Origin of the sequence: Saccharothrix algeriensis (genome assembly GCF_016907655.1) — a bacterium.
Taxonomy (GTDB): domain Bacteria; phylum Actinomycetota; class Actinomycetes; order Mycobacteriales; family Pseudonocardiaceae; genus Actinosynnema; species Actinosynnema algeriense.
Window position 1 is genome coordinate 3,465,116 of the sequence record NZ_JAFBCL010000001.1, and the last position, 22,788, is coordinate 3,487,903.

24 protein-coding genes are annotated in these 22,788 nt (G+C 72.1%); 17 read left to right on the forward strand and 7 right to left on the reverse strand.

Annotation, left to right across the window (positions count from 1 at the left end):
- The first annotated feature begins 44 nt into the window (after positions 1 to 44).
- From pdhA to JOE68_RS15730, 4 genes are all read left to right on the forward strand, one after another.
- The gene (pdhA, locus tag JOE68_RS15715) at positions 45 to 1,238 is read left to right on the forward strand and encodes a pyruvate dehydrogenase (acetyl-transferring) E1 component subunit alpha (RefSeq protein WP_204843085.1); all 1,194 of its coding nucleotides are present in this window, start codon (positions 45 to 47) and stop codon (positions 1,236 to 1,238) included.
- Positions 1,238 to 2,260: an alpha-ketoacid dehydrogenase subunit beta gene (locus JOE68_RS15720; RefSeq protein WP_204843086.1), complete on the forward strand. Its 1,023-nt coding sequence runs from the start codon at positions 1,238 to 1,240 to the stop codon at positions 2,258 to 2,260. Before pdhA ends, JOE68_RS15720 begins: the two co-directional genes overlap by 1 nt.
- Before the next feature lie 13 nt (positions 2,261 to 2,273).
- Complete coding sequence (locus tag JOE68_RS15725) at positions 2,274 to 3,632, forward strand: dihydrolipoamide acetyltransferase family protein (protein ID WP_204843087.1); 1,359 nt, start codon at positions 2,274 to 2,276, stop codon at positions 3,630 to 3,632.
- A 118-nt stretch (positions 3,633 to 3,750) separates the two neighbouring features.
- Positions 3,751 to 4,656 carry a helix-turn-helix domain-containing protein gene (locus JOE68_RS15730; protein ID WP_204843088.1) on the forward strand — a complete coding sequence of 302 codons (906 nt, stop codon included), beginning with the start codon at positions 3,751 to 3,753 and terminating at the stop codon, positions 4,654 to 4,656.
- Positions 4,657 to 4,659: 3 nt separating this feature from the next.
- Here the strand turns inward: JOE68_RS15730 and JOE68_RS15735 are convergent, their stop codons facing one another.
- Positions 4,660 to 5,028 carry a VOC family protein gene (locus JOE68_RS15735; protein ID WP_204843089.1) on the reverse strand — a complete coding sequence of 123 codons (369 nt, stop codon included), beginning with the start codon at positions 5,026 to 5,028 and terminating at the stop codon, positions 4,660 to 4,662.
- A gap of 238 nt (positions 5,029 to 5,266) precedes the next feature.
- Between JOE68_RS15735 and JOE68_RS15740 the strand changes: the two genes are divergently transcribed.
- The 3 genes from JOE68_RS15740 (at position 5,267) to JOE68_RS15750 (ending at position 8,461) form a co-directional block, all read left to right on the forward strand.
- A complete protein-coding gene (locus JOE68_RS15740; RefSeq protein WP_204843090.1) occupies positions 5,267 to 6,697 on the forward strand; it encodes an AAA family ATPase in 1,431 nt (476 codons plus the stop codon).
- Between the two features lie 26 nt (positions 6,698 to 6,723).
- Positions 6,724 to 7,371 (forward strand): hypothetical protein, encoded by a 648-nt coding sequence (locus JOE68_RS15745; RefSeq protein WP_239562258.1) that lies wholly within the window; start codon positions 6,724 to 6,726, stop codon positions 7,369 to 7,371.
- 301 nt (positions 7,372 to 7,672) lie between these two features.
- Complete coding sequence (locus tag JOE68_RS15750) at positions 7,673 to 8,461, forward strand: TetR/AcrR family transcriptional regulator (protein WP_204843091.1); 789 nt, start codon at positions 7,673 to 7,675, stop codon at positions 8,459 to 8,461.
- A 9-nt stretch (positions 8,462 to 8,470) separates the two neighbouring features.
- Here JOE68_RS15750 and JOE68_RS15755 read toward each other — a convergent pair whose 3' ends face one another.
- Complete coding sequence (locus JOE68_RS15755) at positions 8,471 to 9,397, reverse strand: alpha/beta hydrolase (protein ID WP_204843092.1); 927 nt, start codon at positions 9,395 to 9,397, stop codon at positions 8,471 to 8,473.
- 113 nt (positions 9,398 to 9,510) lie between these two features.
- Here JOE68_RS15755 and JOE68_RS15760 point away from each other — a divergent pair, with 113 nt between their 5' ends.
- Positions 9,511 to 9,939: a MarR family winged helix-turn-helix transcriptional regulator gene (locus tag JOE68_RS15760; protein ID WP_204843093.1), complete on the forward strand. Its 429-nt coding sequence runs from the start codon at positions 9,511 to 9,513 to the stop codon at positions 9,937 to 9,939.
- Positions 9,940 to 10,114: 175 nt separating this feature from the next.
- On the opposite strand, the gene JOE68_RS15765 is transcribed toward JOE68_RS15760, so the two are convergent.
- Complete coding sequence (locus JOE68_RS15765) at positions 10,115 to 10,741, reverse strand: SIMPL domain-containing protein (protein ID WP_204843094.1); 627 nt, start codon at positions 10,739 to 10,741, stop codon at positions 10,115 to 10,117.
- 330 nt (positions 10,742 to 11,071) lie between these two features.
- Here JOE68_RS15765 and JOE68_RS15770 point away from each other — a divergent pair, with 330 nt between their 5' ends.
- Positions 11,072 to 11,218, forward strand: coding sequence for a hypothetical protein (locus JOE68_RS15770; protein WP_204843095.1), 147 nt, complete (start codon positions 11,072 to 11,074; stop codon positions 11,216 to 11,218).
- Between the two features lie 470 nt (positions 11,219 to 11,688).
- The gene (locus tag JOE68_RS15775; protein WP_204843096.1) at positions 11,689 to 12,063 is read left to right on the forward strand and encodes an NTP pyrophosphohydrolase; all 375 of its coding nucleotides are present in this window, start codon (positions 11,689 to 11,691) and stop codon (positions 12,061 to 12,063) included.
- Between the two features lie 257 nt (positions 12,064 to 12,320).
- Here JOE68_RS15775 and JOE68_RS15780 read toward each other — a convergent pair whose 3' ends face one another.
- Positions 12,321 to 12,587 (reverse strand): type II toxin-antitoxin system RelE family toxin, encoded by a 267-nt coding sequence (locus JOE68_RS15780; RefSeq protein WP_204843097.1) that lies wholly within the window; start codon positions 12,585 to 12,587, stop codon positions 12,321 to 12,323.
- Between the two features lie 3 nt (positions 12,588 to 12,590).
- Positions 12,591 to 12,842: a type II toxin-antitoxin system Phd/YefM family antitoxin gene (locus JOE68_RS15785; RefSeq protein ID WP_204843098.1), complete on the reverse strand. Its 252-nt coding sequence runs from the start codon at positions 12,840 to 12,842 to the stop codon at positions 12,591 to 12,593.
- Positions 12,843 to 13,099: 257 nt separating this feature from the next.
- On the opposite strand from JOE68_RS15785, the gene JOE68_RS15790 reads away from it, so the two are divergent.
- The 4 genes from JOE68_RS15790 to JOE68_RS15805 all read left to right on the forward strand — a co-directional run bounded on the left by JOE68_RS15790 (position 13,100) and on the right by JOE68_RS15805 (position 18,501).
- A complete protein-coding gene (locus tag JOE68_RS15790; protein WP_307820035.1) occupies positions 13,100 to 14,932 on the forward strand; it encodes an NHL domain-containing thioredoxin family protein in 1,833 nt (610 codons plus the stop codon).
- Between the two features lie 36 nt (positions 14,933 to 14,968).
- Entirely contained in the window at positions 14,969 to 15,262 is a 294-nt protein-coding gene (locus JOE68_RS15795; protein ID WP_204846129.1) for a GroES family chaperonin, read from the forward strand.
- Positions 15,263 to 15,341: 79 nt separating this feature from the next.
- On the forward strand, positions 15,342 to 17,612 hold the full coding sequence (locus JOE68_RS15800; RefSeq protein WP_204843100.1) for a VanW family protein: 2,271 nt from the start codon (positions 15,342 to 15,344) through the stop codon (positions 17,610 to 17,612).
- 85 nt (positions 17,613 to 17,697) lie between these two features.
- Entirely contained in the window at positions 17,698 to 18,501 is an 804-nt protein-coding gene (locus tag JOE68_RS15805) for a DUF1206 domain-containing protein (RefSeq protein WP_307819704.1), read from the forward strand.
- Positions 18,502 to 18,647: 146 nt separating this feature from the next.
- Here JOE68_RS15805 and JOE68_RS15810 read toward each other — a convergent pair whose 3' ends face one another.
- Positions 18,648 to 20,483 carry an acyl-CoA dehydrogenase gene (locus tag JOE68_RS15810; protein ID WP_204843101.1) on the reverse strand — a complete coding sequence of 612 codons (1,836 nt, stop codon included), beginning with the start codon at positions 20,481 to 20,483 and terminating at the stop codon, positions 18,648 to 18,650.
- Between the two features lie 110 nt (positions 20,484 to 20,593).
- On the reverse strand, positions 20,594 to 21,118 hold the full coding sequence (locus JOE68_RS15815) for a response regulator transcription factor (RefSeq protein WP_372443359.1): 525 nt from the start codon (positions 21,116 to 21,118) through the stop codon (positions 20,594 to 20,596).
- Between the two features lie 348 nt (positions 21,119 to 21,466).
- On the opposite strand from JOE68_RS15815, the gene JOE68_RS15820 reads away from it, so the two are divergent.
- The 3 genes from JOE68_RS15820 to JOE68_RS15830 are packed head-to-tail and all read left to right on the forward strand — an operon-like array spanning position 21,467 to position 22,733.
- On the forward strand, positions 21,467 to 21,847 hold the full coding sequence (locus JOE68_RS15820) for a hypothetical protein (protein ID WP_204843103.1): 381 nt from the start codon (positions 21,467 to 21,469) through the stop codon (positions 21,845 to 21,847).
- A gap of 14 nt (positions 21,848 to 21,861) precedes the next feature.
- A complete protein-coding gene (locus JOE68_RS15825; RefSeq protein ID WP_204843104.1) occupies positions 21,862 to 22,326 on the forward strand; it encodes a MarR family winged helix-turn-helix transcriptional regulator in 465 nt (154 codons plus the stop codon).
- The gene (locus JOE68_RS15830; RefSeq protein WP_204843105.1) at positions 22,323 to 22,733 is read left to right on the forward strand and encodes a DUF5313 family protein; all 411 of its coding nucleotides are present in this window, start codon (positions 22,323 to 22,325) and stop codon (positions 22,731 to 22,733) included. The genes JOE68_RS15825 and JOE68_RS15830 overlap by 4 nt, the downstream gene beginning before the upstream one ends.
- Positions 22,734 to 22,788 lie beyond the last annotated feature (55 nt).

Here is a 22,788-nt window from a genome sequence, read left to right on the forward strand (position 1 = left end):
GTCACGAGCGACTTGGCGGCCTCGAAGACGAGGAGTAAGGCGCAATGTCGTCCCCAGAGAAATGGACGCAACCGGGGCCGGACAGCCCGCCGGCCACCGCCGCCAAACCGACCGCGGAACAGGTGATCGCAGGCTTGCGAGCGACCGACGAGGGCGGCGCCGACCTGGTGCAGCTGCTCACCCCCGAGGGTGAGCGGGTCCAGCACCCGGACTTCGACATCGACATCACGCCCGAAGAGCTGCGCGGGCTGTACCGCGACATGGTCCTGGTGCGCCGGATCGACCGCGAGGCCAACGCCCTGCAGCGCAAGGGCGAGCTGGGCCTGTGGGTGCCGCTGCTGGGCCAGGAGGCCGCGCAGATCGGCGCCGGCCGGGCGCTCAAGCCGATGGACATGGCCTTCCCCAGCTACCGCGAGCACGGCGTGGCCTGGTGCCGGGGCGTCCAGCCGGGCCAGATCCTGAGCATGTTCCGGGGCACCGACAACGGCTCGTGGGACCCGGTGGAGCACCGGTTCCACCCGTACACGATCGTCATCGGCAACCAGGTGCTCAACGCGGCCGGGTACGCGATGGGCCAGCGGTTCGACGGCAAGGTGGGCGACGCGGACAGCGAGGCCACCATGGTCTTCTTCGGCGACGGCGCGACCAGCCAGGGCGACGTGCACGAGGGCTTCGTGTGGGCGGCGGTCTACGACGCGCCCCTCGTCTTCTTCTGCCAGAACAACCAGTGGGCCATCTCCGAGCCCACCGAGCGCCAGTCCCGCCTGCCGCTGTACCAGCGGGCGCGCGGCTACGGCTTCCCCGGCATCCGGGTCGACGGCAACGACGTGCTCGCCTCGCTCGCCGTGTCGCGCTGGGCGCTGGAGGAGTGCCGCCAGGGCAACGGCCCCATCCTCATCGAGGCTTTCACCTACCGGATGGACGCCCACACCACCTCCGACGACCCGTCCCGCTACCGGCTCTCCGACGAGCTGGAGCTGTGGAAGCTGAAGGACCCGATCGAGCGGGTGAAGGTGCACCTGGTCAAGCAGCAGTGGGCCGACCAGGCGTTCTTCGACTCCGTGGAGGCCGAGGCCGAGGAGATCGCCGTCGAGCTGCGCGAGCACTGCGTCACCCTGCCCACCCCGCCCGCCTCGCGGATCTTCAGCGAGGTCTACGCGGAGGGCAACCCCGTGCTGGAAGCCCAGCGCGACGAGTTCCTGGCCTACCACGCGGGTTTCGCCGGAGGTGAGCACTGATGGCCGCTCCGACCGTGGACCGGTCCGCACCCGCCGCGCCGGCGGCCGTGCAGACGATGACCATCGCCAAGGCCATCAACAACGGCCTGCGCGCGGCGATGGAGGCCAACCCCAAGGTCCTCGTGATGGGCGAGGACGTCGGCAAGCTCGGCGGCGTCTTCCGGATCACCGACGGCCTCCAGAAGGACTTCGGCGAGCAGCGCGTGCTCGACACGCCGCTGTCGGAGTCCGGCATCATCGGCACGGCGGTGGGCCTGGCCATCCGCGGCTACCGGCCGGTGTGCGAGATCCAGTTCGAGGGCTTCATCTTCCCCGGCTTCGACCAGATCGTCAGCCAGGTCGCGAAGCTGCACTTCCGCACCCAGGGCCGGATCAAGCTGCCCATGGTGATCCGCGTGCCGTTCGGCGGCGGCATCGGCGCGGTCGAGCACCACTCGGAGTCGCCCGAGTCGTACTTCGCGCACACCGCCGGCCTGAAGGTCGTGTCGTGCTCGAACCCGGCCGACGCGTACTGGATGATCCAGCAGGCGATCGACTCCGACGACCCGGTGCTGTTCTTCGAGCCCAAGCGCCGCTACTACGAGAAGGGCCAGGTCGACACGACGGCCGCGCCCGGCCCGCTGTACGCGTCGCGCGTGCTGCGCACCGGCACGGACGCCACCCTGGTGTCCTACGGCCCGATGGTGCGCACCGCCCTGGACGCCGCCGCGGCGGCCGAGGACGAGGGCCGCTCGCTGGAGGTCGTGGACCTGCGCGCGCTGTCCCCGCTGGACCTCGGCCCGGTGTACGAGTCGGTGCGGCGCACCGGGCGGCTGGTCGTGGTGACCGAGGCGCCCAGCGAGTCGTCCATCTCCAGCGAGATCGCGGCCAAGGTGCAGCAGGAGTGCTTCTACTCGCTGGAGGCGCCGGTGCTGCGGGTGACCGGTTTCGACACGCCGTACCCGCCGTCGAAGCTGGAGGAGGAGTTCCTCCCCGACCTCGACCGGGTGCTGCACGCCGTAGACCGCTCACTGGCCTGGTAAGGGGACACCGGGAATGCCGCAGTTCAAGCAATTCCCCCTGCCGGACACGGCGGAGGGGCTGACCGAGGCCGAGATCCTGACCTGGCACGTGCGGCCGGGCGACGCGGTCAAGGTCAACGACATCATCGTGGAGATCGAGACCGCCAAGGCGGCGGTCGAGCTGCCGTGCCCGTGGGACGGCGTGGTGACCGAGCTGCTGGCCGAGGTGGGGCAGACGGTCGAGGTCGGCGTGCCGATCATCACCATCGACGTGGACCCGTCGGGGGCCGCCGTCGCCGCGCCGGAGACCAACGGCGCGGCGGCCCCGGCCGCCGAGGAGGAGGGCCGGGTCGCGAACCTGGTCGGCTACGGGCCGAAGTCCGGTTCGGCCAAGCGCCGGGCCCGCCGGGACGCGCCCGCGCCGGTCCCGGTGACCGCCACCCCGACCCCGGCGGCCCCGCCCGCACCCGCGGTCGCCCCGCCCGCACCCGCGGCCGCCCCGGTCTCCGCCCCGGCCCCGGGCGGTTACGTGCCGCTGGCCAAGCCGCCGGTCCGCAAGCTGGCCAAGGACCTGGGCGTGGACCTGCACGGGCTGTCCGGCAGCGGTCCCGGCGGCGTGATCACCCGCGAGGACGTGGAGCAGGCCCTCGCCGCCCCGGCCGCCCCGGCCGCCGCGGCGCCCGCCTCCTCCGGGGCGCGGGAGCGGCGGGTGCCCATCAAGGGCGTCCGCAAGGCGACCGCGCAGGCGATGGTGGACAGCGCGTTCACCGCGCCGCACGTCACGGAGTTCCTGACCGTCGACGTGACCCCGATGATGGAGCTGCGGGCGCGGCTGAAGGGCACGCCGCAGTTCCGCGACGTCAAGCTCACGCCGCTGGCGTTCGCGGCCAAGGCCGTGGTCCTGGCGACCCGCCGCACCCCCGACGTGAACGCGACGTGGGACGCGGCGGCCGGCGAGATCGTCTACAAGGACTACGTGCACCTGGGCATCGCGGCGGCCACGCCGCGCGGCCTGGTGGTGCCGAAGGTCCGCGACGCGGACCGCCTGTCGCTGCGCGACCTGGCGGTGGCGCTGGACGACCTGGCCACGGTCGCCCGCGAGGGCCGCACGACGCCGGCGGACATGCTCAACGGGACCATCACCATCACCAACGTCGGCGTGTTCGGCGTCGACACGGGGACGCCGATCATCAACCCCGGCGAGTCCGCGATCCTCGCCCTGGGCGCGATCCGCGACCTGCCGTGGGTGGTCGACGGCCAGGTGGTGCCCCGCAAGGTGTGCCAGCTGGCGCTGAGCTTCGACCACCGCGTGGTCGACGGCCAGCAGGGCTCGCAGTTCCTGGCCGACGTCGGCGCCCTCCTGGCCGACCCCGGGGTGGCGATGACGTACTGATCCGCGCACCGGATCGCGACGGGTGGGAGCCGACCCCGGCCCCCACCCGTCGCCGTTCTCCCCGCCCGCCGGAAAAGGGCTTGAAGTTCCAGTCACTGGAGAGTCGAAGGTGGTTCCCGTGACGCACTACTCGATCGGCGAACTGGCGCGGTTGGCCGGCCTGTCCACCAGGACGGTCCGGTTCTACTCCGACTCCGGTCTGGTCCCCGTCGCGGGGCGGACCGCGGGCGGGTTCCGCACCTACGACGTCGACGGGTTGGCGCGGCTGAAGCTCGTGCGGACCCTGCGCGACCTGGGCGTGGACCTGCCCACGGCGCAGCGGGTGCTCGCGCACGAGGTGTCCGTCGCCGAGGTGGCGCGGGCGCACGCGGAAGCCATCGACGCGCAGCTGCGCACGCTCCGGCTGCGCCGGGCCGTGCTGCGGGTCGTGGCGCGGAACGGGGAGGTGGAGATGGTGCACGAGTTGGCGCGGCTGTCGGAGGAGGAGCGGCAGGCGATCCTCGACGACTTCTTCGACGAGGTCTTCGGCGGGTTGGACCTGGAGCCGGGCTTCGACCAGCGGATGCGGTCGGTGCGGGTGGAACTGCCCGACGACCCGTCGACCGAGCAGTTGGAGGCGTGGATCGAACTGGTGAACCTGGTGCGGGACCCGGACTTCCGCGCGTCGATCCGGCGGATGTCCGAGCGGCACCAGGAGATGCGCGCCGAGGGCGTCGACATGTCCGGCGGCAGCACGCCGGAGCACCTGCAGGCGTTCCAGGGCGCGATCGCCGAGGCGCGCAAGGCGCTCGACGCCGGGGTCGCGCCGGGTTCCGCCGAGGCGCGGGAGGTCGTCCGGCAGCTCAACGAGCGGTGGGGCGGGGTCTTCGGCGTCCCGGTGGGGCCGGAGCTGACGCGCCGGCTGGAGGAGTTCGGCGACCCCAGGGCCGAGCGCTACTGGGCGCTGCTGGCGAGGATCAACGGCTGGCCCCCGGTGCCGGACACCACCGCGGAGCGGGCCTGGCTCGCCGAAGCGGGCCGCTGACCCTCACTCCCGGACCAGGCAGAAGGGGTGGCCCGCCGGGTCGGCGAACACCCACCACGCCTCGTGGGAGTCGTCCAGCAGGGCGCCGCCGAGCCGCAGGACCTCGACCTTGCCGAGGTCGAGGTCCTGCACGGCGATGTCGAGGTGCAGCTGCCGGGGCCGGGCCGGGTCGGGCCACCGGGGCGCGACGTGCCCGGCGACCCGCTGGAAGCACAGCACACCGCGCGCGGTGTGCAGCGTCGACCAGTCCTCGTCCAGCGACCACTGCCGGTCGGGCCGGTCGACGTCCCCGCCCAGCAGCCCCCGGTAGAACTCGGCCAGCGCGCGGGGCTCCGGGCAGTCGAGCACGACGCACTGCAAACTCCCGATCATGCCCCGCACCCTAGGCCGGCTCGCACTCCCCCGCGGCCGGACGGGACCGCCGAGGACCCGTCCGGTGCAAGCCGGTCACCTGACGAGCCGCTCTGTCCACCAACGACCACTGAACTTGCTCGCCCCTTCCACGAGGGTGTCATGAGTTAGGTTGACCGCAAGTCAGCGCCACGGCGACGGACACGGGCGGGGCGCAGGTCGCAGGTCTGTCACCGTCTCCAACCCTTAGGGTGGGCCCATGCTTACTCGGCTGGAAGTCCGAGGGTTCAAGAACCTGCTGGATGTCGACGTGGAGTTCGGTCCCTTCACGTGCATCGCGGGCGCCAACGGAATCGGTAAGTCGAACATATTCGATGCGATCGAATTCCTCTCCCACCTGGCCGGTGAGACGTTGATGGAGGCTTCCCAGCGCGTCCGCGGTTCGACCGGACTCCGGGGCGGGGACCCTCGGGACCTGTTCTGGGATGGTTACCGCGACCACCAGCGGCAGATCGACCTGGCCGCGGAGATGATCGTTCCGGCCGAGGTGGAGGACGACCTGGGGGCGCCGGCCAACGCGCGAACGACTTTCCTGCGCTATGAGCTCACCCTCGGCTACCTCCCGCCCCGGGGCGAAGGGAGCATCGGCCGGCTGACCCTGCTGAAGGAGCAGCTCCGGCACATCACCAGAGGTGACGCGCCGAAGCACCTCCGCTTCCCGCACAGTGCGAAGCACTTCCGAGCGGCGGTCGTGAAGGGCGAACGGCGGGGCGGCCCCTTCCTCTCCACCGAGGATCGCGAAGGCGGCATCGTGATCAACGTCCACGGTGACGGCGGCAGCCACGGCAAACCCCAGCCCCGCGCTGCCGGTCGGGCCGGGCGCACGGTGTTGAGCACGGTCACGACGAATGACTACCCGACCGTCCTCGCGGCCCGGCGCGAGATGCAGAGCTGGAAGCGGCTGGCGCTCGAGCCGAGCGCACTGCGCGCCCCTGACGGCTTCGCCGACCCCAAGGCCCTGGACACCGACGGTCGCCACCTCGCGTCCACCCTCTACAGGATAGCGAACGAGAACGCGAGAGACTTGTCGGCACCGGACCCGGACGCCGTCTACGCGCGAGTGGCGGGGCGCCTCTCGGACCTGTCGGGTGTCAGCGTGGAAGGCTTGACGGTCGAACTCGACCAAGTACGGGAAGTGTTCACCCTCTTCCTCCAGGAACGCGGTGATCTCCGACTTCCCGCACGTGCCCTGTCCGAAGGCACGTTGCGCTTCCTGGCGCTGTGCGTCCTCCTCGAGGATCCGACGTTCAAAGGTCTCATCTGCATGGAGGAGCCGGAGAACGGCATCCACCCCGCGAACCTCCCGGCGATGCTGAAACTGGTCGAAGACCTCGCCGTCGACCCGTCCGCCGCTCCGGACAACGGGAACACCTTTCGGCAGGTGATCGTCAACACGCATGCGCCCGGAGTGGTGCAGTTGTGCGATCCGCAGGACCTGCTGCTCGCCGAGGTCCGGCCACACCGGACGCCGGACGGCGAAGTCACCCGAGGTCTTTCACTACTTCCGTTCAAAAATTCCTGGCGGGTCGGCGGGACGGGCTCGCCTTCCTTCTCGGAGGCGGATGTGGTGGCTTACCTGACGGCGCCGGCAGGAGCGCAGCTCCGACTTCCCTGGGACCTGGTGGGATGACTGATCCATCTTTTACCGGATTGTTCGTGGCGGAGGGGACCTCGGATGCGCCGCTGGCCGGCATAGTCGAATCCCTCTTCTTCGAACGCGGGGTCTCGCTCCGGCTGAGCAAGCCGGAATACGCGATGCTCGGCGCGCGGGTCAAGAAGGACGTGGAGTCGCGGATCCGGGCCGGTGTGGCGCTGATCGGGAGCGCTCCGCGGGTCATCGTGGTGCACCGCGACTCGGACAACGTCGACCCGTTCGAAAGGCGGGTCGAGGTGGAGTCCGCCGTCCGTGCCGCATCCTCGGGATCCCACCCCGTGCCGGTCATCCCGGTCAAGATGACCGAAGCTTGGCTCCTCCTGGACGAGCAGGCGATCCGGACGGTCGCCGGGAATCCGAGAGGAAAACTTCCGCTGGGCTTGCCGAAGACGCACGAAGTCGAATCCCGAGCTGACCCGAAAGCGATCCTCGCCGACTGCATCCTTCGTGCTTCCGAGCTGACCGGGAGAAGGCGTGAGAGGCTCTCCAAGCGTTTCTCGGACAACAGGAGGCAACTCCTGGAGAGACTCGACCACCTCGGCCCGGTGGCATCGTTGGCGTCCTGGCAGGCTCTCGTCGACGATGTCGACGAAGCTGTGCTCGAACTCGGTGGTCCGGACGGTCCGACTCGGCCGAGCGCGCGCAGGTGATGGAACGACCCACCCCTGAGATGCGCTGATGCGACCACGGCAGCGGATGTGCACCTCGGAGATCGCCCGGCCGCCCGCCGCTGAACCTCCTCCGCGAGTCCATCCGGGCTGGGTTCCAGCGCCGGGTCGACCCGCCGCAGCGTCGAGGCAGGCTTCTGCGGGTGAGCTTCGCCATTGCCTCGTCAGTGAGGTCGGTGGCCATGCACGTCACCCTCGCTACCTGCTCGTCGGTGACATTACTGACGAGTAGGTAGCGGGGTGGGGAGTCCGATAGCCTTGACCGGGCCTTGAGGGGGGTGACATGCACGCAGACCAACCGGTCCGCACCGGTCGGGCCAAGCGGCTGCCGCGCGCGGTGCGCGAGCGGCAGATCACGGACGCCGCGGTGGAGGTCTTCTCGCGCCGGGGCTTCCACGCCGCGTCCATGGACGAGATCTCCGAGGTCGCGGGCATCTCCAAGCCGATGCTGTACGCGTACCTGGGCTCGAAGGAGGAGCTGTTCGCGACCTGCATCCGCCGCGAGGCGACCCGGATGGTGGAGGCCGTCGCGACCGGGGTCGAGCGCGACCAGCCGCCGGACGTGCAGCTGTGGAGCGGGCTGCGGGCGTTCTTCGGCTTCGTCGGCGGCAACCGGGCGAGCTGGCAGGTCCTGCACCGCCAGGCGTCGTCCCAGGGCGGCCCGCTCGCCGAGGAGTCGGCCGACCTGCGCGGCCGGGCGATCGGCCTCGTGGCGGGGTTGCTGGTCGGCTCCTCCGGCTTCCCGGACGTGCCGCGCCCCGGCGACAAGGAGGCGGAGTCGCTGGCCGCCGCCCTGGTCGGCGCGGGCGAGTCGCTGGCCGACTGGTGGCTGGACAACCCCGAGGAGCCGGCGGGGGTCGTCGCGGCGCGCCTGATGAACCTGGTCTGGATGGGGTTCGGCGACCTGGTCGGCGGCCACACCTGGCGCCCGCCGTCCCGGCGCGCAGCCGACCCCGATGCGCCCGACCCTGATGCGCCCGACCCCGATGCAGCCGACCCCGATGCAGCCGACCCCGGCGCACCCGCGCCGGAGGCGCCCGCGGCGGGCGGTCCGGCCGACGGCAGTCCCTAGGCGGAACCCCTAGGCGAGCGCGGTCTTCAGGGTGGCGACGGCCTGCGCGATCGCGGCCCCGGCGGCGTGCGTCGGGCGCAGCGCGTCGAGCATCACGAAGTCGTGGATCACGCCCTGGTACCGGACCGCGACCACGGGCACCCCCGCCTCGCGCAACCGGCTCGCGTACGCCTCGCCCTCGTCGCGCAGCACGTCCGCCTCGGCGGTGATCACCAGCGCCGGCGGCAGGCCCGCCAGGTCGTCCAGCGACGCGCGCAGCGGTGACGCGGTGATCTCCGCGCGCTGCGCCTCGTCGGTCGTGTACTGGTCCCAGAACCAGACCATCGCGTCCCGGCGCAGGAAGTAGCCCTCGGCGAACTCGTGGTAGGACGGCGTGTCGAAGGACGCGTCGGTGACCGGGTAGAACAGCACCTGCTGCCGGAACGCCACGTCGCCGCGCCGCTTGGCCAGCAGGGTCAGCGCGGCGGACATGTTGCCGCCCACCGAGTCGCCCGCGACCGCGAGCCGGGACGCGTCGAGGCCGTGGTCCGCGCCGGAGTCGGTGATCCACCGCGCCACGGCGTAGCCCTCCTCCAGCGCGACGGGGTAGCGCGCCTCGGGCGAGAGGCTGTAGTCGGGGAACACGACGGCCGCGCCGACGCCGACCGCCAGTTCGCGCACGAGCCGGTCGTGCGTGCGGGCGTTGCCGAACACCCAGCCCGCGCCGTGGACGTAGAGCACGACGGGCAGCGGGCCGGTGGCGTCGACCGGGCGGACGACGCGGACGGGCACCTCGCCCACGGTCACCCACTCCTCGGCGACCTCGGGCTTGGCGACCTCGCCCGACTGCACCTCGTCCACGGCCTTGCGCCCCTCGGTCGGACCCAGGTCGTACAGGTACGGCGGGTTGGCGGTGGCGGCGGCGAACTCCGCGGCGGCGGGTTCCAGGACGGTCATCTCGAACTCCTCGGGTCGTGGTTGCGACGCTCGATAACCTAGTGCGCGATTACATCGTGCACAATCTAAATGGCCGCAGGGGTAGTGTGGACCCAGTCACGGGGGAGGGTCACATGGACCACACGCTGGCGCTCGACGACCAGCTCTGCTTCGCGCTCTACGCCGCATCGCGCGCCGTCACGGCCCGTTACCGCCCGCTGCTGGAGGACCTGGGCCTGACCTACCCGCAGTACCTGGTCCTGCTGGTGCTGTGGGAACGCGGCGACGTGCCCGTCAAGGACCTCGGCGCCGCGCTCCAGCTCGACTACGGCACCTTGTCGCCGCTGCTCAAGCGGTTGGAGGCGGCCGGGCTGGTGCGGCGCGAGCGCCGGGCCGACGACGAGCGCTCGGTGCGGGTCGCGCTCACCGGGCAGGGCGTCGCGCTGCGCGGGCGGGCGGAGCGGGTGCCCCCGGCGATGGGCGCGGCGATGGACCTCGACGCGGCGGACGCCGAGCGGTTGCGCGCCCTGCTGCGGACGCTCGCCGCCAACGTCAGCCGCTGATCGCGCCCTCCGGTCCGGGGCGCCGCGACCACGGCGCGAACCACCTGCCGGCCACCCCGTCCGCGGTGACCGGCGCGCGGGTCGTCGTGCCGCCGAAGGGGGCCCGATTTCTGTCCGCGCGACGGGAGGCCGGGCGTGACGGCGAGCCCGGAGCGTTGACCCGGGCCCCAGGGCGCTAGTCCAGCAGCGTCCACGTGGCGGTGCAGCGGACCGTCACGACGATCTGCTGCGCCTCCAGGTTCAGCTCGTCCATCTTCGGCGCCTGGCCGACCGACCCGCCGTACGCGGCCATCGCCCGGCCGGGGGAAGCCTCGGCGGCCCACACCTCGCCGTCGCCGTCGGAGAGTCGCTGCAGCGTGCCCAGGCGCGCACCCAGGGCCTCGGCGTACCCCTCGGCGCGCCGCCGCGCGTCGAGCACGGCCTCGCGCTGCGCCTCGCGGACCGCCTCGGCGTCCGCCGCGAGCTGCCACTGCGGGCCGTTGAGCCAGGTCGGCTCGGCGGCGACCAGGGTCGACAGCAGGTCGTCCAGCCGCGCCAGGTCGTCGACCCGCAGCACGTACTGCTGCGCCGCCCGGCTGCCCGCGCGCTGCTGCCCGTCCCAGTTGTCGTGCACGGACAACTGCCGCGACCGCACCTGCACACCCGCCCGCCCCAGCGCCGGCTCCACCGCCGCCATCCGCCGGTTGAGCAGGTCGACCGCCTCGTTGCGGGTCGCGCCCACGGTCTCGAAACTCGCCTGCACCTCGGCGCGGTCGGCGGTGCGCTCGACCTTGCCGGTGCCCTTGGTCACGACTTCAGCCACGGGTCCAGCCAACTCGGCCGCCGGCCCGTGCGCAACAACCCGGTCGTCCGGTGTTCCCGGGCGCCCCCCGCCGGAACGGGGGTCCGGGGGGTGCTCGCCGCGCGGTGCCCGGGACCGGTCCGCGGCGCTCGCCGGGCGGCCTGCGGGGCTCGGGAGTGGCGTCCGGCACAGGTGGGTGTCTGCCAGGCGAATCGTAGGGGCCACTCAGGTGGACGCCGGTGATTCGTCGGCCTGTGCGCCAACTCACCGGATAATCGGGTGATTTCGCTGCCCGGAGGGTGCATACTTGAGGCACACCACCGAGGAACCGTTGAGAGGGATGAAACCCCGATGAACTTCACTGCGAAGCTCCGCGCTCGTCGTGTCGAGGCTCGCAACCGCAAGGCTGTCGCCCGCGCGATCGACATGGCGCCCACCCCGGCGATGCGCCACGAGCTGATGGCGATCGCCCAGGCCCAGGTCTCCACCCTCCGCTGACGTCCCGCGCGGGGCGACTCACCCGATCGACACCGGGTGCGCGCCCCGTCGTCCCGCGCGGCCGGCGAAGGGGGAAACGTCGAAAGCCCTGCCGCACCTCCCGCGCGACAGGGCTTTCGACATTCGAGCTGACATCGCAACGTGATCTCCGTCACACTCATTAGAGGATGTAACGGACCACGATCGTGTATCGATGTTCCTGGTGACCCCGCGATGCTGTCGGACCCCCGACCTGGCAGCACCGCGGGGTTTCCCATGTCCCCGACTGCTCAGGACCACCCCGGCTCGACGAGCCAGGGCCTCCCCCGGACTACTTGGACGTGGCGGAGCCGGTCCAGGTGTCCTCGTCCTGTCTGCAGGCGTGCTCCATCATCACTATCCCCCTGAATGTGTTCTTGTCCCCCTTGGACACCTCCATGGTGCCATCGGAGTGCGACAGTTTTTTGAGGGTTTGCTGAGAGCATGGGGCGATGACCCGCCCACTCGTTGTCGTTGACGCGGCAAATGTCATCGGATCCGTGCCCGACGGCTGGTGGCGCGACCGCGCCGCGGCGGCGACGAGATTGCGGAATTCGCTGGTAGGAGTGGGTGAGCGGGGCTTGGCGGGGTTCGCCGAGGGACCGGTCGAGGTCGTCCTCGTGGTGGAGGGTGAGGCCCGCCACGTGCAGTCCGTGCCGGGCGTCCGTGTGGTCTCCGCCACTGCGTCGGGTGATGACGCGATCGTCGCAGTGGTCCGCGCCGAATCCGCTGACCGCCAATGTGCGGTGATCACCGCCGACCGCGACCTGCGCCGCCGGGTAACCGCCCTGGGCGCCACCACCCTCGGCCCGCGCACCGTCCGCTGACGGTGCGACTTCGAGCGCGGGAATACCCGCAACCGCCAATTGCGCCGACTTCTCGCGGAACGCAGGGTGCATGTTCACCGTTGCCGACTCCGCGGACCCCGGAATGCCGCGCCCGCCACGTCGTGTCGACTTCCTCCGCGTCGACTGCGCCGCGCCCGAGTTCGCGCCTCCGAACCGGTCGGTCGAGGTGACGGGGACAAGGCCGGCTCGACGCACTTCGACGGGCCCGGTCGGTGGAAGCGGTCCGCCGGTCGAGCTCACACCTTCCGGTGCACCTCGCGTCGATGCGCCACCCGCACGACCGTCACCAGGACCTTGGCGTCCTCCACCTGGTAGATCACCCGGTGGTCACCGACCCGGATGCGCATCACGCCTGCCGGTCGGCCGGTGAGCGCCCGGCACCCCGGCGGGCGGGGGTCGTCCCCCAGGGCCGTCACCGCCAGCACGACCCTGCGTCCGGTCTGCTTGTCGAGCTCGCGAAGCTCCCGCAGGGCGGAAGCCGTCCATTCGATCTCGTAGGGCACGGGTCAGACGTCACCGAACTCGGCGAGCACGTCGTGGTGGGCAACCCGTGGCTCGGCGGCGGCCAGCGCCTCCCGTGCCGCGGCGAGATCGGCTTCGTCCTCTGCCGCTTCGAGCCGCCGGAGGTCGTCGATGGAGACGACCGCGGCAACCGGTCGACCGTGCCTGGTCAGCACGGCTCGTTCATGCGCGTGCTCGACCTTGGAGACGAGTTCGCCGAGCTGGTCCCGCGCCACGCTGATCGGCAACTCGAACATGCCCCAAATTGTACAAAACGGGGACCCTTCCGGGAAGACGCCCACACCACGCCCTGCTGGACGTTCCGGGTTGGCTCGACTCAAGCACTGCTCGCGAAGCGGGTGTCGACGCAGAGGAGTGACCAGGCACTCGCGGACAGCTCGTGCAACTTGGCTCCTGTCCCTGGTGACACCGCTTTGGCGGGGCATCCACGTCCGCATCGTGGGCGTGGAAATACTGTGCCTTGGACGTCGTGTTGACTCACTGCGTGACGACTGTGCCACGCCGCCGCGCCCGAGTCCGCGCCCCCGAACTGGTCGGTCGGGGGTGGCTCAACACCGGTGACCGGGAGGTCCGGCTCGCCGACCTGCGCGGCAAGGTCGTGCTGCTGGACTTCTGGACCTTCTGCTGCATCAACTGCCTGCACGTGCTGGACGAGCTGCGCCCCCTCGAAGCCGAGTTCCCGGACGTCCTGGTCACCATCGGCGTGCACTCCCCGAAGTTCGTGCACGAAGCCGACGCCGAAGCGCTCGAGGCCGCCGTCGAGCGCTACGAGGTCCACCACCCCGTCCTGGACGACCCCGAGCTGACCACGTGGCAGAACTACGCCGTCAAGGCGTGGCCCACGCTGGTCCTGGTGGACCCCGAGGGGTACGTCGTGCACGTCGCCGCCGGCGAGGGGCACGTCGACGCGCTGCGCCGGATCGTCACCGAGGTCGTCGCCGAGCACGAGGCCAAGGGCACGCTGCACCGCGGCGACGGGCCGTACGTCCCGCCGGCCCCCGCCGACACCGAGCTGCGCTTCCCGGCCAAGGCGCTGCGCACCCCGCGCGGCACCCTGCTGGTCAGCGACTCCGCCCACCACCGCCTGGTCGAGCTGGAACCCGACGGCGAGACCGTCGTCCGCCGCGTCGGCACCGGCGAGCGCGGCCGGCGCGACGGGCTCGAACCGACGTTCTCCGAGCCCGCCGGGCTGGCGCTGCTGCCGCCCGACGTCGCCGCCGAGGTCGGCTACCACGTGGTCGTCGCCGACACGGTCAACCACCTGCTGCGCGGCCTCGACCTGGACACCGGCGAGGTGACCACCGTCGCCGGCACGGGCGAGCAGTGGCGCGACGGCGCGACCGACGGGCCGGCCGACGCGGTCGACCTCACCAGCCCGTGGGACGTGGCCTGGTGGGAACCCGCCGGCGGCGTCGTGATCGCGTTGGCGGGCAACCACACCCTCGGCCTGTTCAAGCCCGTCGAGCGCCGCCTCGAACGCCTGGCCGGCACCACCGTCGAGGGCCTGGGCGACGGACCGGCCGCCGACGCCTTCTTCGCCCAGACCTCGGGCCTGGCCGCCGACGGCGACCGGCTCTGGCTGGTCGACTCCGAGACCTCCGCCCTGCGCTACCTGGAGGGCGGCGAGGTGCGCACCGCCGTCGGCAGGGGCCTGTTCGACTTCGGCCACCGCGACGGGCCGGCCGACCAGGCGCTGCTCCAGCACCCGCTGGGCGTGGCCGTCCTGCCCGACGGCGGGATCGCCGTCGCCGACACCTACAACGGCGCGGTCCGCCGCTACGACCCGGCCACGGGCGAGGTGTCCACGCTCGCCACCGACGTCGCCGAACCGTCCGACGTCCTCTACGTCGACGGCGAGCTGGTCGTCGTGGCCTCCGCCGCGCACCGCCTGGAGCGCCCCGTCGCGCCCGGCGCCAAGGTGTTCGGTGAGGCCCACCGGGTCCGCCGCCCGCCGACCGTCCTGGCGCCCGGCGACGTCGAGCTGAGCGTCATCTTCACGCCGCCCGCGGGCACCGTGCTCGACGACCGCTACGGCCCGTCGACCCGCCTGGAGGTCACCAGCTCGCCGCCGGAGCTGCTGGCGGGCGGTGTGGGCGTGGGCACGGACCTGACCCGCGCCCTGCGCATCGCCGAAGGCTTCACCGAGGGCGTGCTGCACGTCGTCGCGCAGGCCGCGAGCTGCACCGACGACCCCGCGGTCGAGCACCCGGCCTGCAAGCTGACCCGGCAGGACTGGGGCGTGCCGATCCGCGTGGAGGCGGGCGGGCCGCACCGGCTGCCCCTGGTGATGGGCGGCCTGGACGAGGAGCCCCGGAGCGCCACGTAGACTCTGCTGGTGCCCGATGTCAAGCTTGAGATCCAGATGCTGCATGACCGCGTCATGGTGCGGATCTCCCCGGAGGACGGTGAGCGCCGCAGCAGCGGCGGCATCGTGATCCCGGCGACCGCTCAGATGGCGAAACGCCTGGCCTGGGGCGACGTCCTCGGCGTCGGGACGAACGTCCGGCACGTCAAGGTGGGCGACCGGGTCCTGTTCAACCCGGAGGACCAGTTCGAGGTCGAGGTGCAGGGCACGACCTACCTGGTGATGCGGGAGCGGGACGTGCACGCGACCGCCACCGAGCGGTCGGACCACGGGACCGGTCTTTACCTCTGAACCACCGAGAAGTGATCGGCGCGTGACGGCGGTCGGGTAAGCAGTCCCAGGAACTTGCGAGAGGCAAGAGGGGGAGCGGGTGCCGGAGAACCAGCGACCGGAGTACGACGCTGAGCGGACCAGGGCGTTCGAGCCCGTCCGCCCGTCGGGCACCGCTTCGGAGCGCACGACGCAGATCCCGGCGTCATCGGTGCGGGAGGCCGCGTGGCCGGCGGAGGACGCCTGGCCGCAGGAGGAGCCCGACGAGCCGTCGGCCGCCCCGACCGTGCGCACCGTCCCGCCCTCGGACGCGGCGCGGGCCGTGCCCGGCGAGCCGGCGCGCGACACCGCGCCGCCCGCGGACGCGGCGGCGCCCGGGTCGAACCCGCCCGCGGACGAGGTGACGCACAAGCTGAACCCGCCTGCGGGCGCGGTCACGCACAAGCTGAACCCGCCCGCCGAGCAGTCGCCGGCCGAGGAGACCCGGGCCGTCGCGCCCGACCGCGGCGCCGCGCCCGACGCGACCCGGGCGTTCCCGCCGGCGGGCGACCCGCGCGGGCCGTCCCCGGCCGAGGCCACGACGGTCTTCGCCACCCCCGTGCCGCCGCCCGAGGCCGTCGTCCACGGCCCGCTGCCGGTGGACGACGACAGGACCGCCGCGGAGGAGGGCGACGAGCGGCGCAAGCGGCGCCGCCGGGTCCTCCTCGTCGCCGCGGGCGTGCTGGGCCTGCTGGTCGTGCTCTACGGCGCGGACATCCTGATCTCCGGCGGCAACGTGCCGCGCGGCGTGACGGTCGCGGGCGTCGACGTGGGCGGGCTGAGCCACCCCGCCGCCGAGCAGAAGCTGCGCGAGACCATCGGCCCGCGCCTGGCGCAGCCGGTGCAGGCGCGGGCGGGCGACGTGACCACCGGGATCGACCCGAAGGCCGCGGGCCTGGAGCTGGACTGGGCCGCCACCCTGGACCGGGCGGGCGACCAGCCGCTGTCGCCGATCACCCGGATCACCTCGTTCTTCACCTCCCGCGAGGTCGGCTTCGCCACCCGCAGCGACGACGCGAAGCTCACCGCCGCCCTGGAGGCCCTGCGCGCCCAGACCGACCACGAGCCGGCCGAGGGCACCATCCGGTTCGAGGGCGCGACCCCGGTCGCGGTCGACCCGAAGCAGGGCCAGAAGCTGGACGTGCCGGGCGCGTCGGAGAAGCTGCTCGCCGACTGGGCCGACGGCGGCACGGTCGAGCTGCCGGTCGCGGTCACGCCCGTGAAGACCACGAAGGAAGGCGTGCAGAAGGCCCTGGCGGAGTTCGCCGAGCCGGCCACCTCCGCCCCGGTCGTCGTCAAGGGCGAGGGCAAGGACGCGACGCTCACGCCCGAGCAGCTGGGCGCCACCCTGGTGTTCGAGCCCGTCGACGGCGGCGGCCTGGCGGCCAGGGTCGACAACAACAAGGTCGTCGAGGCCGCCGGCCCGCAGCTCGAGGAGACCGAGAAGGAGGGCAAGGACGCCGAGATCGTCTTCGAGGGCGGCAAGCCGACGGTCAAGGAGTCGGTGGACGGCCTGGCCATCGACTGGGAGAAGTCCCTGGCGACCTTCATGGACGTGCTCAAGAGCACGGACAAGCGGGAGATCAAGGCGGAGTACAAGCACACGCCCGCGGAGGTCACCACCGAGCAGGCGAACAAGATGGGCATCAAGGAGGTCATCGGCGAGTTCCAGACCGGTAACTTCGCCGCCGACTCGGGCGTCAACATCCGCGTGGTGGCCGAGGAGGTCAACGGCGCGATCGTCAAGCCCCACGAGACGTTCTCGCTCAACGGCCACACCGGCCCGCGCGGCCTGGCGCAGGGCTACGTCGAGGCGGGCATCATCGAGAACGGCGCGCCCGGCCGCGCGGTCGGCGGCGGCATCTCGCAGTTCGCGACCACGCTCTACAACGCGGCGTACACCGCGGGCATGAAGGACGCGGGCCACAAGGAGCACAGCTACTGGATCTCGCGCTACCCGGCGGGCCGCGAGGCCACGGTGTTCATGGACAACGCGGGCAACAGCCTGATCGACATCGCGTTCACCAACCCGGACGACACGGGCGTCGCGATCCAGACCATCTGGACGCCGAGCTCGATCCGGATCGTCCTGTGGGGCACGAAGAACTACGACGTGACCGGGTCGACCAGTGAGCGGACCGACTTCACCGAGCCGAACGAGGTCAAGAAGACCACGCAGCCGTGCGTGAACAGCCCCGGCGCCCAGGGCTTCACGGTCACCGACACCCGCACCATCAAGGACCGCCGCACCGGCCAGACCCGCTCCGAGTCGCGCACGGTGCGCTACGACCCGTCGCCGAAGATCGTCTGCGAGGCGCCGCCCGCGGGGTGACGCGCCCGCGGGCCCGAGCCGGGCGCCGCGCCCGGCGCCCCGGTGGTCGGGGCGTAGAACCTCGCGAAACGGGTACTCACCCTTCGTGAGCGTTCACGCGGTAAGACGTCACCCGGCCGTGCAGTTGCTCGGCCGCGGTGGGATGGTGTGCTACGGGTTGGTGCACGTGCTGCTCGCCGTCCTCACCGCCCAGGTGGTGTTCGGCGACACCGGTGAGCGCACCGACCAGAAGGGCGCGGTCGGCGCCCTGGCCGAGACCGGCTTCGGGCCGGTCCTGCTGTGGGTCCTCGCCCTCGGCCTGTTCGCGTTCGCGGTCTGGCAGGCCGCCATGGCGGCCTCCGGCTACAACTGGGTCACCCCCGAGCGCAAGCGGGCCATCCGCCGGCTCGGCTCGGTCGGCCGCGCGATCACGGCGACGGCCATCGGCGTCGCGGCGGTCAAGTACGCGGTCGGCAGCGGGCAGTCCAGCTCCACCGAGCAGTCCCAGACCTGGACGGCGCGCCTGCTCGCCCTGCCGCTGGGCCAGTTCCTGGTCGGCGCGGTGGCGCTGTTCGTCATCGGGCTCGGCGTCGCGGTGGCGCGCAAGGGCTTCAAGAAGTCCTTCGAGGACGACCTGGACATGTCCGAGCTGCCCGCCGCCTCCCGGAAGTGGGTCGAGCGGGTCGGCCGCATCGGGTGGATCGGCAAGGGCATCTCCTACGTCCTGATCGGCGTCCTGGTCGGCTTCGCGGCGATCAACGCCAACCCGTCGGAGTCCGGCGGTCTCGACAAGGCGCTGCACACGCTCGCCGCCCAGCCCTACGGGGTCTTCCTGCTCGCCGTCATCGCCCTGGGGTTCCTGGGCTTCGGCGGCTACTGCTTCGCCGCTGCGCGTGCGCACAAGGACTGACGCCGGCGGTGGCGAGCACCGCCGGCGTCAGGCCCCGCTCCTGTGAGCGTCCAGCAGAACCCGTCCCGGACACCGGGGCGCGCACGACGAGAGGGCGGCCCCCCTGTGCGGGGGGCCGCCCTCTCGTCGTGCGTCGCCGTACCGGCTCAGAACGCGGCTTCGTCCACGTCCATCAGCGAGTTGTCGGTGTTCTCGGCGATCCTGCGGCGGGCCGACAGCTCCGGCAGGACCGTCTTCGCGAAGAACGACGCGACCGCGACCTTGCCCTCGTAGAACGCCTTGTCGCGCGCCGACACCTGGCCGTCGAGCCTGCCCAGCGCCACCTCGGCCTGGCGCAGCAGCAGCCAGCCGACGAGCAGGTCGCCCGCCGTCATCAGCAGCCGGACGCTGTTCTGGCCGACCTTGTACAGGTTGCGGGCGTCCTCCTGGGAGACGGTCAGGAAGCCGACCATCGCGCCGAGCATCCCCTGCAGGTCCTCCAGGGCCTGCTTGAGCAGCGCGCGCTCCTCCTTCAGCCGGCCGTTGCCGCCCTCGTTGTCCAGGAACGCCTGGATCTCGCCGTTGACGAACCCGAGCGCCTGCCCCTTGTCCCGGACGATCTTGCGGAAGAAGAAGTCCAGGGACTGGATCGCGGTGGTGCCCTCGTACAGGGAGTCGATCTTGGAGTCCCGGATGTACTGCTCGATCGGGTACTCCTGGAGGAAGCCCGACCCGCCCAGCGTCTGGAGCGACTGCGCCAGCTGCTCGTACGCCCGCTCCGAGCCGACGCCCTTGACCACCGGCAGCAGCAGGTCGTTGACCTTCTCGGCCAGCTCCCGGTCCTCGCCGCCGAGCGCGATCCGGTCCTGGAACGTCGCCGCGTAGAGGTACACCGCGCGCAGGCCCTCGGTGTAAGCCTTCTGCAGCATCAGCGAGCGCCGCACGTCCGGGTGGCTGGTGATGGCCACGCGGGGCGCGGTCTTGTCCGTCATGCGGGTCAGGTCGGCGCTCTGGACGCGCTCCTTGGCGTAGGCCAGGGCGTTGAGGTAGCCGGTCGACAGGGTGGCGATGGCCTTGGTGCCGACCATCATCCGGGCGTACTCGATGACCTGGAACATCTGCGCGATGCCGTCGTGCACCTCGCCCAGCAGCCAGCCCTTGGCGGGCACGCCGTGCTGGCCGAAGGTCAGCTCGCAGGTCGTCGAGACCTTCAGGCCCATCTTGTGCTCGACGTTGGTGACGAAGGCGCCGTTGCGCTCGCCGGGCTCGCCGGTCTCCTGGTCGAAGTGGAACTTGGGCACCAGGAACAGCGACAGGCCCTTGGTGCCGGGCTTCGCCTCGATGCCGGGGCCCTCGGGCCGCGCCAGCACCAGGTGCATGATGTTCTCGGTCAGGTCCTGGTCGCCCGAGGTGATGAAGCGCTTCACGCCGTCGAGGTGCCAGGAGCCGTCCTCCTGGAGCACGGCCCTGGTGCGGCCCGCGCCCACGTCGGAGCCGGCGTCGGGCTCGGTGAGCACCATGGTGGCGCCCCAGCCGCGCTCGATCATCAGCTCGGCCCACCTCTTCTGCCGCTCGGTGCCGTTGCGGTGGACCACCGTCGCGAAGCTGGGGCCGGCCAGGTACATGTAGATGGCCGGGTTCGCGCCCAGGATCAGCTCGGAGGCCGCCCACTGCACCGACGGCGGGATGCCGAAGCCGCCCAGCTCGACGGGCAGCGACAGGCGGTACCACTCACCGTCCCAGACGGCCCGGTAGGACTTCTTGAACGACTCGGGCAGCGTCGCCGAGTGCGTCCCGGCGTCGAAGACCGGCGGGTTGCGGTCGGCGTCGGCGAAGGACTCGGCCAGCGGGCCGACGGCCAGGTTGTTCAGCTCGGCCAGCACGCCGCGCGCGGTGTCCTCGTCGGACTGCTCGAACGGCCCCGTGCCGAGGTGGTCCTGCACGTTGAAGACCTCGAACAGGTTGAACTCGAGGTCCCGGACGTTGCTCTTGTAGTGACCCATCTCGTCTCACTCCATGAAGGTCGGGGCGGTGCCCTACTGACCGGTAATAACAGGATATTACCTGTCAGTAACACCGGCAAGGCCGGCCCGCTCGCCGCGGCCGGGAACCCTCACCCCGGGTCGCCGCCGAGCAACCCCGTCCGGTAGGCCAGCGAGACGGCGTGCGTGCGGTCCCGCGCGCGGAGCTTGCGCAGGATGTTCTTCACGTGCGTGCGGACGGTCTCCACCGAGACGTACAGCTGGTCGGCGACCGCCTGGTTCTCCAGCCCGTCCGCGACCAGCCGGAGCACCTCGTGCTCCCGGCGGGACAGCGCGCGGTGGGGACCGGCCTCGGCGGCGGGCGTGAAGCCGGCGGCCAGCGGCGCGAGCGTCGGGTCGAGGTAGAGCCGCTCCCGGTGGCCGCGCACGATGGCCTGGAGCACCTCGCCGACCTCCCCGGCCCGGGGCACCAGGCCGCGCACGCCGGCGGCCAGCGCGGTGCGCACGTACTTCGCCGTCCGGTGCGGCTCGCGGACCAGGGAGATCACCACGAGCCGCGGGTCGCTGCCGGTCAGCAGCGTCGCCAGGTCGCCCTGCGGGTCGAGCACCGAGTCGACCAGCAGCACGTCCGGCCGCAGGCGCTCCTGCAGGCGCACGGCGGTGTCGAGGTGGCCCGTCGAGCCGAGCCAGTGCAGCCCCGGTGTCCGGCGGACGACCGCCGAGAGGCCCTCGCGGAACAGCGGGACGGGGTCGACCAGCGCAATCCCCGGCCCCGTGGCAGGCCGATCGGCGCCGGTCGGGGACGGTGGGCGCGCGTTGACACCGGTTCGCATGGTGGTAGGAGTCGCGAGGGCGCCGGGCATGACGGTGGTTCGCGAAAATTCTTCGCGCGGTTCGCCGTGGTGTGACGCACCCCATGGCGCGCCCCGATCGGTCGTGGGCGGCGGTGGCCCTGTGCGCGGTTTCACGGGGTCGATCCGGCGGACCCGCCGCACAGTGGGTGCATGGGGACGTGGCAGCCGCGGGACGAGCACGAGTCGGCCGCGGGGTGGCGGTTGTGGTTGGCGCTGAGCGGGCGGCTGTGGCCGGACGGGTCGTGGGACGGCACGCCGGCGGCGGCCGTGGCCGGGCTGCGCGGGATCGCCTCGGCGTGCGCGGAGATCAGGTCGGCCTGCCCGGGCGACGCGCCCGTGCTGCGGCTGGTGGACTCGGTGGTGTTCGTGGTCAGCCTGCCGCTGGAGCTGTGGCGCGACGACCACGTGCCGGTCGACGCGGACCGCGCGGCGCTGCTGCACGGCGACCTGGCCGGGGTGGTGGAGCACGCGGCGGGGGTGCGGGCGGTGCTGGCGTCCGGCGGGGGGTGGGCGGAGCTGGAGGCGCGGTAGTAGTATGCACCCTAATGGTTAACGCACGAACTATCGGGGGCGACCCGCAGGCGGACCCGCTGGCCCTGGAGCGGCAGGTCTGCTTCGCCCTGTCCATCGCGTCCAGGAACGTGGTGGCCCTCTACCGGCCGCTGCTGGAGCCCATGGGCCTGACCCACCCGCAGTACCTCGTGATGCTGGCCCTGTGGGGCCGGACGCCGTTGTCGGTGAAGGAGTTGAGCCGCTTGCTGGCCCAGGAGCCGGCCACCCTGTCGCCGCTGCTCAAGCGACTGGAGGCGATCGGCTACATCACCCGGCCGCGCGCGGAGGCCGACGAGCGGCAGTTGGCCGTCGGGCTCACGCCGGAGGGCGCGGCCCTGCGCGAGCGGGCCCTCGCCATCCCGCCCGCGGTGGTCGAGCGCCTCGGCATGTCCCTCGCGGAACTGCAGGACCTGCACACCGTGCTGACCCGCGTCATCGCCGCGACGGACCGCGCATGACCCGGCCGCCCCTCCCGCTGCGCGCCTGGTACCTGATCGGCGGTCGCCTCCCGCTGGGCTACCGCGACTGGGTGTTCCACCAGGCGACGAAGCCGACCTGGCTGGCGTGGTTCGTGGTGCGCGCGCTGCTCCAGGTCCTGCCGCTGACGATCGTGATCACCCTGGCCCTGGTCTGGGGCCTGGGCTCACCGCTGCCGCTGGCGGTGGCCTGCGGCTCGCTCGGCCTGGTGGTCGGCGTGTACTTCGCGGTCTCCTACGCGATCGAGAGCACCGACCACCGCATGACCAAGTACGGCTACCCGCGAGCAGCGGCGAGCACGTACCGCAAGGAGCAGACCTCGGACACCGACCGGGAACGGGAACGCCGGTACAACGAGGCTTGGCGCACACCGGACCCGGGCCCCTGACACCGGCCGTCCCGCCGGTCGCCGGCCCACCCGCACCCCGGCGACCGGTTCCGCG

Coding starts and splice junctions, on each gene's coding strand:
- JOE68_RS15775 (WP_204843096.1), top strand. CDS start 11,689: ATGACCCGCCCACTCGTTGTCGTTGACGCGGCAAATGTCATCGGATCC.
- JOE68_RS15770 (WP_204843095.1), top strand. CDS start 11,072: ATGAACTTCACTGCGAAGCTCCGCGCTCGTCGTGTCGAGGCTCGCAAC.
- JOE68_RS15740 (WP_204843090.1), top strand. CDS start 5,267: ATGCTTACTCGGCTGGAAGTCCGAGGGTTCAAGAACCTGCTGGATGTC.
- JOE68_RS15760 (WP_204843093.1), top strand. CDS start 9,511: ATGGACCACACGCTGGCGCTCGACGACCAGCTCTGCTTCGCGCTCTAC.
- JOE68_RS15735 (WP_204843089.1), bottom strand. CDS start 5,028: ATGATCGGGAGTTTGCAGTGCGTCGTGCTCGACTGCCCGGAGCCCCGC.
- JOE68_RS15720 (WP_204843086.1), top strand. CDS start 1,238: ATGGCCGCTCCGACCGTGGACCGGTCCGCACCCGCCGCGCCGGCGGCC.
- pdhA (WP_204843085.1), top strand. CDS start 45: ATGTCGTCCCCAGAGAAATGGACGCAACCGGGGCCGGACAGCCCGCCG.
- JOE68_RS15810 (WP_204843101.1), bottom strand. CDS start 20,483: ATGGGTCACTACAAGAGCAACGTCCGGGACCTCGAGTTCAACCTGTTC.
- JOE68_RS15825 (WP_204843104.1), top strand. CDS start 21,862: ATGGTTAACGCACGAACTATCGGGGGCGACCCGCAGGCGGACCCGCTG.
- JOE68_RS15750 (WP_204843091.1), top strand. CDS start 7,673: ATGCACGCAGACCAACCGGTCCGCACCGGTCGGGCCAAGCGGCTGCCG.
- JOE68_RS15725 (WP_204843087.1), top strand. CDS start 2,274: ATGCCGCAGTTCAAGCAATTCCCCCTGCCGGACACGGCGGAGGGGCTG.
- JOE68_RS15795 (WP_204846129.1), top strand. CDS start 14,969: ATGCTGCATGACCGCGTCATGGTGCGGATCTCCCCGGAGGACGGTGAG.
- JOE68_RS15785 (WP_204843098.1), bottom strand. CDS start 12,842: ATGTTCGAGTTGCCGATCAGCGTGGCGCGGGACCAGCTCGGCGAACTC.
- JOE68_RS15820 (WP_204843103.1), top strand. CDS start 21,467: ATGGGGACGTGGCAGCCGCGGGACGAGCACGAGTCGGCCGCGGGGTGG.
- JOE68_RS15830 (WP_204843105.1), top strand. CDS start 22,323: ATGACCCGGCCGCCCCTCCCGCTGCGCGCCTGGTACCTGATCGGCGGT.
- JOE68_RS15755 (WP_204843092.1), bottom strand. CDS start 9,397: ATGACCGTCCTGGAACCCGCCGCCGCGGAGTTCGCCGCCGCCACCGCC.